A 10217-nucleotide genomic window follows, 5' to 3' on the forward strand; every position below is an offset into this window, starting at 1 on the left:
GCCCGACGCGGCCAGCCAGGCCGTTGCCGCCGCCGTGGCCGACTCACCCGGTGAAGCGCGCGAGGCCCTCAGCACCGGCGAGGCGCGCGTGGACAACGTGACCGTGCGCCACGGATCGGGCAAGCGGCTGCGCATCAATTTCGACCTGACCAACCCCGACCCCAAGAAACAACTGACCGGCCAGGCCGTACTGTCCGTGCAGGCTGCCGACGGGCACATCCAGCCCCTGAAGGCGGACCCCGACACCATTCGCTTCCAGATTTCCCGTTTCAAGAAGATGGTGACGTCCGCGCCGCTGCCCGAAGGGGTGGCGCCCACCGACGTGCAGACCCTGGTGGTGGAACTGGAGGCAGAAGGCCGGATCATATACCGCGAGCAGTTCCCCGTGCCTGCGCCCGAAAAGTAGCCCGCCAGCGGGGCATGTCAGGCGGGCCTTGCCGCTCCATGCCCTGCGTCCCATGGCTCCTCCACTGCCCAGGCTCCTCCACTGCCCAGACGCTTCCATTGCCCAGACGCTTCCCGGCCGCCTCTTGGCGACCGTCTGCATTTCCGGGCCGTGCAGCCATCCTGCCGCCTTCCCGCCCGCGTCGTATCACGCTCCCTTTCCGGCCCCCCGGCCGCGACTGAGTTGCCTGCGCCCTGCCGCCTCTGTCCGCAAGGGCATTCGCACATTGCCGGCACGCCCCATCCCTGCCGACTCCCCAACACAAAACCGCCCGGCATGCGCTGGGCATGCCGGGCGGTCCGTTCTTCATCCACGTGCGCCTGACGGCAACAGGGGGGTGACGGCAACGGGGGGCGTGACGGCAACAGGCGTGAACAGCCCGTGCGGATCACTCGCGCAGGGGGGCATCACCGCCGTCCGGTCCCACCAGGGGCTGCCGGGCGTCGGGTTCGGCATCGCGGTCACGGGTTCCCGGTCCGCCATGCCCGTTGCCGTTGCGCCCATCGGCGGGACGCACCGCGTCCAGCACCTCGCGCACCGTATCCAGGGCCTGACCGCGTTCCTGGGCCAGGCGTTGCCACTTCTTCTTTTCCTTCTTCAGCGCCTCCACGGTCTGCAACAGGTCGCGCACGGTGTGTGCCGGGTAGCCCGGCGTGGCGTGCGCGCCCCGACGCAGTTCCTCGTCGTTGCGCTGGCGGATGGCTTCAAGCTGGGTGGCGTTCAGGATCACGGGGTCACGGGTGGAACCGGGGGCGGTTCCGGGTTCGGGTCAGTCCTGGCAGGGCATGGCCGTGCATGACCAAGGCATGCTCGGGGCATGCTCGGGGCAAGACACCGCGCGACGCCCGCCCAGAGGGGGCGCCGCGCGGCACCGGTCATCTCGTGCTATTCCGCCGTGGCGGGTTCCGGCAGCTTCAGGTCCACTTCGGTGGCGGGCGCGCCGCAATCGCAGAACGAGCCCATGCCGTACTCCACGCGCTCCTTGTATTCCTGCTGCTTGCCGAGGTTCCAGCGGCTCACCGGGCGGTAGTAACCCACCACGCGGGTGTACACTTCCGCCTCTTCGCCGCACTCGGGGCAGTTCATGTGCTCGCCGCGCAGGTAGCCGTGGGTCTGGCACACCGAGAAGGTGGGCGTGACCGAGATGTACGGGATGCGCGTCTTCTGCATGGCCTTCAGCAGGTAGTTCTTCACCGATGCCTCGTCGGGCGCGGCCTCGCCGAGGAAGGAGTGGAACACCGTGCCCCCGTTGTACAGGGTCTGCAACTCGTTCTGGTGTTCCAGCGCGGCGAACACGTCTTCGGTGAAGCCCACGGGCAGCAGGGTGGAGTTGGTGTAGTAGGGCGTGTCCCCGCCGGAGGTCGCAATGTCTTCGTACAGGGCGCGGTCGATGCGCGCAAGGCGGTAGCAGGTGCCTTCGCCGGGCGTGGCTTCAAGGTTGTACATGTGCCCGGTCTCTTCCTGGAAGCGCACGGTGAGTTCGCGCAGGTGGTGCAGCACGCGCTTCATCAGGCGCAGCCCGGCCTCGGTCTCGATGCCCTTGCCCAAGAGGTTCAGGCAGGCTTCGTGCCCGCCGATGAGCCCGATGGTGGAGAAGTGCCCCGCGTAGCCGTTCTTGAGGTAGCGGCGAGAGAACGGGAACATGCCCGCCTCCAGCATCTGGGTGCACAGCTTGCGCTTGTATTCCAGGGCGTCGCGGGCCATTTCCGCGTACTCGGTGATCATGTCGAGGAAATCTTCCTCGCCCTGGGCCAGGTACGCGAACTTGGGCAGGTTCAGGGTGACCACGCCGATGGAGCCGGTAAGGTCGCCCGAGCCGAACAGGCCGCCGGTGCGCTTGCGGATCTCGCGCAGGTCCATCTGCAGGCGGCAGCACATGGAGCGCACGTCCTCGGGGTTGAGGTCCGAGTTGATAAAGTTCTGGAAGTAGGGCGCGCCGTACTTGGCCGTCATGCGCAGCAGCATCTTGCCGGTGTCGGTGTCCCACGGAAAGTCGGGGGTGACGTTGTAGGTGGGGATGGGGAAGGAGAAGATGCGCCCGTCGGCGTCGCCTTCCAGCATCACCTCTATGAACGCCCGGTTGAACATGTCCATCTCTGCGGCGTAATCGCCGTAGGTGGAATCCTGGAACTGCCCGCCGATGATCACCGGTTCATTGGCGATGTGCCGGGGCGGGGCCATGTCCAGGGTAAAGTTGGTGAACGGGCTCTGCCCGCCCCAGCGCGAGGTGGTGTTCAGGTTGTACACCAGCTTCTGCACGCCCTGCTTGACCTCGTCGTAGGTCAGCTTGTCATGGCGGATGAACGGGGCAAGATAGGTGTCGATGTTGTTGAACGCCTGCGCGCCCGCCCATTCGTTTTGCAGCGTACCCAGAAAGTTGACGATCTGCCCGCAGGCCGCGTCGAAGTGGCGCGCCGGGGACGCGCAGCAGCGGCCCTTCAGGTTGAAGCCTTCCAGCAACAGGTCGCGCAGGCTCCAGCCCGCGCAGTACCCCGCCAGGCCGAAGGACAGGTCATGGATGTGGAAATAGCCGTGGGTGTGGGCCAGGCGGATTTCCTCGGGGTACTTTTCCAGCACGTAGCGCGCCTGCACAGAGCCCGCCATGTGCAGGATCAGCCCCTGGAACGAATGCCCCATGTTGGAGTTTTCGTTGACGCGCCAGTCCGACCGGTCGAGGTAGCTTTCGATCATCCGGGCCACGTCAAGGTAGGCCTCGTTCTGGCTGCGCATTTCGCGGCGCTTTTCGCGGTAGATGATGTACCGCTCGGCCACGGCGTACAGGCGGGCTTCCATCAGCACGCGCTGGACAAGATCCTGCACCTGCTCCTGCTCGGGCATGTCCACGCCGTCGAGTTTGGCCTCCACCCGCTGCGCCAGGCGTTTGCCCAGCAGGGGATCCTTGATGCCGCTGGCCTTCAGGGCCTTGTTGATGGCATGGCCCACCCGGTCCACGGACCAGGTCTCCACGCGACCGTCGCGCTTGCGAATATGTTGGGGCATGGGCAATGGCTCCCGGACGGCTGGCCGACGGAAATCCGCGCGCCAAAGGCGCACGGCGGCGGGCCGCCCGTGGTAGGGCGCGTCGCGGGGGTACGTCGGTAACGTCCCCCGGCGCGCGGCGTGTTCCGTGAATCTTCTTGAGTCCGTTGCGGGCATCCGCGTGCCCGTGGCGGCAAGAAGCGCTCCGGCCAGGTCTTCTGGCTTTCCCCCGTCCGGCCCGCCTTCCCGGCGCGGGCGGAACCCGGTGCCAGTGGCGCTCGGCGGCGGGACGAAGAGCGAGCTTCATACCCGTGCCGGGGCGGACGTTGCGCGCCGTGCGCGCGGGGATCACAGCGGCGGGACCGCTCCGGTGTCGCACCGGATTCCCTTTGCCGGAGATCCTTGGAAATCTTCGTGGTTGTTATTCGTGGGGGCGGCGTGGCCTTGCGGCGCGCACCGCCAATACCCCCAGCATGTAGCAAAACGGGGTGCCGGGTTCAACCGGCAAGCTTGCCGGCAGCCGCTTCAAAAGACCCCGATGTGCCCCGCAGCCCTTGCCGCCCCTGGGCGAAAAAAAAGCGGCCCACACAGGTTGCCCCCCAGCCCGCCCCGCCTGCCCACCCGAAAGTGCGCCAGCGCACGAAACGACGACCAGCGAAACGGCTTGCCTAAAGTTTGCGGAAAAATGGCCGATACAACGCATGCGGCGTGGTGCATTCACCCGCCGGGGAGCGGACGTGACCGACAAGTCGCTGAACACCATGCTGGTGGAATATTCGCTGCAACTGCTGCAGCAGGACATGCTGACCAATTCGCTGTTCATGGGCGGGTCCGTCGGCAAGTCGCTGCGCGACATGCTGCTGACCGAAAGCCAGTCGCGCAGGGTCACGGACCCCACCGCCGCCGCCCTCACCGGCAGGCTGCGTGCCGATGCGGGCATGCTGCGCCAGGCCTCGAACAACGTGTCCGAGGCCAAATCCATCGTGGACCTGGCCAACACGGCCACCACCACTCTCCAGACCGCCTTCACCCGCATGAAGGAACTGGCCAACGGCGTGGCCACCGGCACCATGACCTACGCCTCTGTGCAGGCGGAGTACAATTCGCTGGCCTCGCAGATAACCCAGACCATCGCCTCCGCCTCGTACAACGGCATCGCCCTGCAGGACGGCACGGCCTGGGCAGCCGACGACCGGGTCACCGTATCCGGCGGCTCGGGCACCATCGAGATACAGTCCGGCACCAGCAGTTTCAGCCTGGCCCTGTACGACTTCTCGTCGTTCAAGAACGCCTTCACCAGCACCCAGATCAACACGGTGGCCAAGGCCGCCGCCATGGTCACCACCCTCTCCGGCCACATCACCACCGTGAACACCGTGGCCTCCAACTATGCCTCGCGCTCCACCATACTGGACAGCCAGGCATCTTCGCTGGCCTCGCAGGCCGACATCATGGACACCGCCGCCGAGACACGCGCCAAGGCCAACGAAAGCCGCTCGCTGGAGGAACTGGTGCTGGACCTGTTGCTGCGCGAGACAGGCACCATCACCGACGAAGAGGCCTGAGGGACGACGCGCCGCCCCCAGTTCCCCATCACGCTGGCACCATCCATCGCAGCCGGAACGCGCCGCCCACTCCTCATGCATGACGACATGCGGCAGCACGCGGCGGCACGCGGCGGCGCATGTTGACGACGGACAGGGCCGCCGACCTTCACCGGTCGGCGGCCCCGCATCGTTGCAATGTCACCGCATCCGCCCACCGCAGACAGGCGGCAGCCCGCCCGCCCACTGCCGCGGCGGCCCGTGCCGGGCATCTTGCCACCCGCCGCACACCATGCGAAAAGGCTGCGGCCACGCGGGCGCACTCCCCCGCATGCTCCCGTTACGCCCGTTTGCCCCATCGCGCAGTGTCCCCACCCGTCGCGACCAGCCGCCCTCTTCCCGCGGCGCACCACAAACCGGAGCCTTCCAATGTCCGCTCCCTTCGCCCTGCCCGTACCCGTGGTCACCGTCGGCCTGCTGCTGCTTTCCAACGTGTTCATGACCTTCGCCTGGTACGGCCACCTGAAGTTCAAGGCCAGCCCGCTCATGGTGGCCATCATGGCGAGTTGGGGCATAGCCTTCTTCGAATACTGCCTTCAGGTGCCCGCCAACCGCGCGGGTTACGGTCATTTCAACGCAACGGAACTGAAGACCATCCAGGAGATCATTTCGCTCTCCGTGTTTCTGGTCTTCTCGGTGCTCTACCTTGGCGAGCCGCTGAAATGGAACTATCTCGTGGGGTTCTGCCTGATCGTGGCAGCCACGTTCTTCATCTTCAAGGAATGGTGAGCAGGGTGTCGGCGTCGTCGCCCGTTCCGCAGGCCCCGGCAAGGGCAAACGCCCGCTCCACCCGGTTGCGACCGCCCGCCTTGGCCCGGTAGAGCGCCCTGTCCGCCTCGCGCAGCAGCGTATCGGCCCCGTCGCACGGGGGACTTGCGGACACGCCCAGGCTCAGGGTGACGGCAAGCGGTCCGGCGGTGGTCCGCAGCGGCGCGGCATCCACGGCCGCCCGCAACCGCTCCGCCACGGCCATGGCTTCTTCCGGGGCGGTATCCGGCAACAGCACGGCGAACTCCTCGCCGCCCATGCGCCCCACGGTGTCCACGTCGCGCACCTCTGTCCGGCAGATGGCGGCCAGCGAACGCAGCACTTCGTCGCCCACGGCATGGCCCCAGGTGTCGTTGACCCGCTTGAAGCGGTCCACATCGATGGAGATCAGGGCCAGGGGGGTGCCGTAACGACGGTGGCGCTGCACCTCGTGCTCCAGCGCCTCCAGAAACCGCCTGCGGTTGGCCAGCCCGGTCAGTCCGTCGGTGGTGGCCAGTTGGCGCAGTCTTTCCTGCGCCTCGCGGTGCTCCGTGGTATCGGTAATGATGCCGCAGTAGACGATGCCGGGTTCCCCGCACAAGGCCGCCGCGCCGGATTGCCCGGCATCCACGGACCTGGCCTCACCCCGCCACCAGCGCATCTCGCCGCCGGGCAGTACCAGCCGCCCTTCGAACATCCAGTCCCCGCGGCGTTCCGCCGCGTCGCGCAGCGAAAGCTCCCATACCGAACGGTCCGCCGGATGCACCGGCAGGGCACGCCAGTCCTGCAACAGCCGCTCGGGGGGCAGGCCCAGTATCTCTTGGCTGCGCGGGCTGACGTAGGTGAACCGCCGGTCGCCGGGCACCTCGCGCCATTGCAGCACCACCCCCGGCACCGTGGCCGCCATGGCCCGCAGGCGCGCCTCGCTTGTGCGCAACTCTTCCACCATGCGCCGCAGCGCCGTGACGTCACGCCCCACGCCGTAGATCAGCCCCTGTTCGGGCACGAAGGCGGAATTCCAGGATATCCAGCGCCACGTGCCGTCGCGGCACAGGTAGCGGTTCTCCACGTTGGTGATCACGCCGCGCTCGCGCAACGTGTCCAGGCCCTGCATGGTGGCGGCGCGGTCGTCGGGGTGCACCAGCGCCGCCCACGGACGGTCCAGCAATTCCTCCTTGGACCAGCCCAGCACCTCCTGCCAGGCGGGGTTCAGTTCGCGGAAGTACCCGTCCATGCCGCCCACGCACATCAGGTCCGGCGACAGGTTGAACAGCCGCCGCCGGTCCTCTTCCGCCCGCCGCCGGATGGACACGTCGCGCACGATGCCCGCCACCCGCAGGGGCAGGCCGTCGCCGCCGCGTTCCACCACCCGACCGGTTTCCTGAATCCAGCGCCACGCTCCGTCCGCTCCCTGTGCGCGGTATTCCGCCTCGTAACGAAGGGTCACCCCGGACAGATGCCGCCGCCGCGCCCTTTCCAGCCCCGGCAGGTCGTCCGGATGCACCAGGCTGCGCCACGATTCCATCATGGGCGCGCATTCCACCCGGCCAAGCCCCAGCACACCGCCCCAGCGGGTGTCGCAGCCCACCTCGTCGGTGAGCACATGCCAGCTGAAACTGCCGATGCCCGCCCCGTCCATGACCATTTCCAGGTGCTGTTCACTGCGGCGCAGGGCTTCCTCGGCGCGGACGCGGTCGGTGATGTCGTGGATGATGGTGTACAGCAGGGTGCGTTCGAACAGCCGCACCGGCACGGAATGCACTTCGACGTCGCGCACCTCGCCAGAGGCCAGGCGATGGCGCGAGGTGAAATACGTCAGCCGTCCCTCGCGCAGTTCGGCCAGCCGCCGCGCCTGTTCCTCGGGTCCCAGGTTGGCGATGTCGTTGATGGACACGCCGCACAACGCCCCATCCGGGTAGCCGTAGAAGACGGAGGCCGCCGGATTGCCCTCGATGATGCAACCCGTTTCCGCGTCCACCAGCAGCATCACCGCCGAATGGTACCGGAACAGCTGCTCGTACAGCGATACGCCGAAGGACAGCGACGCCGGAGGGTCGCAGGCATGAACCCCGGTCCCCGCGCCGGACGGCCCGATGCCGGACACGCCGGAGGACGCCACGAAAAGCGGCACGCTCGAAGCGTCGGGAGGTACGGAAAATTCAGGGGGAATGGAGGAATCGGAGGCGGTGAACGCCTTGGGGGCGCCGGAAGCATCAGGCAAATCTGGGGAATCGGACGGGACACCGTGCGAAGCATGCTGCCCGGGTCGGGTGCTCCGCCCCTTGCCGCGCCGGTCCGCCCCGGCATCCGCCGTTGCCGACGGGCCGGATGCCTGCCCCCCCCGCCTCCTGATGCCACGCGCCATGTGCCGCCCTCCCTGTGGTCTGGACATCCTATGACCTCTCCAAACGGGATGCGCAACCCGTTAGAACGGCTCCAGTCGGGCGTTTGCTCCTGCAACGGGCCGGCAATTGCCGGGCAACGGGCCGGTTTTCAAGGATACCGCCGGACGGCACGACCATGAAAGGGCGCCCAGGCAAAAAAGCGCGCGGGAAGGCCCGGCACTCCCGCGCGCCGTGGTGTCGCACTCTGGTGCACGCCGCAACAGCGACTGCCCCTATTCCACCGTCACGAACTTGCCGCCCTTGACCTGCAGCATGACCATGGAATCCTCGCCAAGGCCGTTGTGGTCCTGCGGGCCAAGGGTGAACACGCCGCTCACGCCCACCAGGCCCTTGGTGGCCTCCAGCGCGTCGCGCACCCTGGCCGGTTCCGTGCCCACCTTGCGCATGGCCTCCACCAGCAGCAGCAGGGCGTCCCATGCGTAGCCGGAATGGGTGTTGATGGGGTACTGCGCGTCGTACCTGTACTCGTCGCGGTACAGGCGCACGAACTCGGCGATGACCTTCTTCTGCGGGTCGCTGTCGGGCAGGGCTTCCCAGGTCATCAGCTTGGTTGCGGGCATCAGGTCGCCCTCGGACGCCTCGCCCGCCAGCTTGATGTAGGCCGGGTCGGGCAGGCCGTGGCATTGCAGCAGGGGCATGGTCAGGCCAAGGGCGTGGTGGTTCTTGGACACGAGCGCCCCGGCGGGGCCGATGGTCCAGCAGATCACCGCCTGCGGACCCTTGCCCGCCAGCGCGGTAAGCTGGGTCTTCATGTCCACGTCGGTGGGCTTGAACTGCTCGGAGCCCACGATCTCGATGCCGTACTCCGGGGCCAGCGAGCGCAGCCAGCGTTCGCCGTCCTGCCCGAAGTTGTCGCCCGAAAGCAGCAGGGCCACTTTGGTCAGGTCGTGCTTCTTCAGATACCCCAGAACCTTGCGCACCGCAGTGGATGACCGCTGGGGCGACTTGAAGACCGACCGGGCCGTGCCGAAATCCATGTTGCCCAGCTTGCCTTCCATGATCACCGGGTCGCCGCCCACGGTCATCACCGTGGGAATGCCGGAGGATTCGATCTGGCGCTTCACGGCCATGCCTTCGTCGGTGCGGGTGGGGCCGATGACGGCAACCACCTTTTCTTCACTGACAAAACGCTTGAAGGTCAGCACCGCCTTGGTGGGGTCGCCCTCGGTGTCGCCCAGCACCAGTTCGATGGGCCTGCCGTTGATGCCGCCTTCCTTGTTCACCTTGTCGACGAACATCTGGGCCACCAGCTTGGTGGGGGTGCCCACGGGCGCGGTGGGACCGGAGAGGGCGAAGAACGCGCCGATCTTCACCGGATCGGCGGCCTGCGCGGTGGGGGCGGGCAGGCCCGCGCCCAGCAGCAGCGCCGGAACTGCCAATGCGGCCACGCCCAATCGGCATGCCGCGCGTACCATGGATGCGAAGTTCATGCGTATCTCCTCTCCCACACGGCGCATGGGGCGGCGCATGGGGCGTGGTTGCGCGCCGTGCCGGTGCCGCGAAACGCCACGGCACCGGAGCGGTGCGAAAGGTTCATGGTTTCTTCGGCGCGGCCTTGCCGGACGGACGGCCAGCCAGCGCGGCAGCGGGGGTGCCAGCGGCATCGGATTCACCTGCGGCCCCACCATCCTTTGCGCCATCGGGCTCGCCATCAGGCTGACGCAGGGTGTCCAGCACCGCATCGCCGCCGTGCAGCACGTGGATACGCATGGCCTCGGCGGCGCCCTCGGCATCGCCCGCCACCACGGCGTTCACGATGCGGGCGTGGTCCTCGTCCGACCATTCCCCGGCCTCGCGCAGGGGCACCAGCGCGCGGATGATGCGTTCCACCACCCCTTCGATCTCGTCCAGCAGGCGGGCCAGCAGCATGGAGCCGCCCGCAGCCCGCAGCAGCAGGTGGAATTCGGTGTTCAGTTCGGCCAGCCGGACCACGTCGTCCCTGGCCGCCGCCTCTCGAAAGGCCGTCAGGTTGGCGCGCAGGGCCTCCACCTGTTCCGGCGCAGCCCGGCGCGCCGCCAGCGCGGCCACGCGGGCCTC

Annotated in this window: 7 protein-coding genes, 1 pseudogene and 1 riboswitch; of the genes and pseudogenes, 3 read left to right on the forward strand and 5 right to left on the reverse strand. The window is 67.7% G+C overall.

The window, feature by feature from the left end:
- Positions 1–406, forward strand: a pseudogene (locus tag FVW20_RS00115) (hypothetical protein); the annotation flags it as partial.
- A 427-nt stretch (positions 407–833) separates the two neighbouring features.
- Here FVW20_RS00115 and FVW20_RS20090 read toward each other — a convergent pair.
- Positions 834–1175: a hypothetical protein gene (locus FVW20_RS20090; protein ID WP_196607763.1), complete on the reverse strand. Its 342-nt coding sequence runs from the start codon at positions 1173–1175 to the stop codon at positions 834–836.
- A 155-nt stretch (positions 1176–1330) separates the two neighbouring features.
- On the reverse strand, positions 1331–3445 hold the full coding sequence (locus tag FVW20_RS00125) for a ribonucleoside triphosphate reductase (protein ID WP_196607764.1): 2115 nt from the start codon (positions 3443–3445) through the stop codon (positions 1331–1333).
- Between the two features lie 169 nt (positions 3446–3614).
- Positions 3615–3836: riboswitch (cobalamin riboswitch) on the reverse strand.
- A 325-nt stretch (positions 3837–4161) separates the two neighbouring features.
- Between FVW20_RS00125 and FVW20_RS00130 the strand changes: the two genes are divergently transcribed.
- Both FVW20_RS00130 and FVW20_RS00135 read left to right on the forward strand, forming a co-directional pair.
- Positions 4162–4989, forward strand: coding sequence for a flagellin (locus FVW20_RS00130; RefSeq protein WP_196607765.1), 828 nt, complete (start codon positions 4162–4164; stop codon positions 4987–4989).
- Between the two features lie 408 nt (positions 4990–5397).
- A complete protein-coding gene (locus tag FVW20_RS00135) occupies positions 5398–5757 on the forward strand; it encodes a DMT family protein (protein WP_196607766.1) in 360 nt (119 codons plus the stop codon).
- Here FVW20_RS00135 and FVW20_RS00140 read toward each other — a convergent pair.
- The 3 genes from FVW20_RS00140 to FVW20_RS00150 all read right to left on the reverse strand — a co-directional run.
- The gene (locus tag FVW20_RS00140; protein WP_231038734.1) at positions 5744–8140 is read right to left on the reverse strand and encodes a GGDEF domain-containing protein; all 2397 of its coding nucleotides are present in this window, start codon (positions 8138–8140) and stop codon (positions 5744–5746) included. The genes FVW20_RS00135 and FVW20_RS00140 overlap by 14 nt on opposite strands.
- A gap of 252 nt (positions 8141–8392) precedes the next feature.
- Positions 8393–9610 (reverse strand): ABC transporter substrate-binding protein, encoded by a 1218-nt coding sequence (locus FVW20_RS00145; RefSeq protein ID WP_196607767.1) that lies wholly within the window; start codon positions 9608–9610, stop codon positions 8393–8395.
- Between the two features lie 103 nt (positions 9611–9713).
- Positions 9714–10217: FCD domain-containing protein (locus FVW20_RS00150; protein ID WP_196607768.1), on the reverse strand; the 504-nt coding region annotated here is incomplete at its 5' end.

The sequence above is a fragment of the Nitratidesulfovibrio oxamicus genome, from assembly GCF_015731765.1.
Classification (GTDB): domain Bacteria; phylum Desulfobacterota; class Desulfovibrionia; order Desulfovibrionales; family Desulfovibrionaceae; genus Cupidesulfovibrio; species Cupidesulfovibrio oxamicus.

Coding starts and splice junctions, on each gene's coding strand:
- FVW20_RS00125 (WP_196607764.1), bottom strand. CDS start 3,445: ATGCCCCAACATATTCGCAAGCGCGACGGTCGCGTGGAGACCTGGTCC.
- FVW20_RS00135 (WP_196607766.1), top strand. CDS start 5,398: ATGTCCGCTCCCTTCGCCCTGCCCGTACCCGTGGTCACCGTCGGCCTG.
- FVW20_RS00140 (WP_231038734.1), bottom strand. CDS start 8,140: ATGGCGCGTGGCATCAGGAGGCGGGGGGGGCAGGCATCCGGCCCGTCG.
- FVW20_RS00145 (WP_196607767.1), bottom strand. CDS start 9,610: ATGAACTTCGCATCCATGGTACGCGCGGCATGCCGATTGGGCGTGGCC.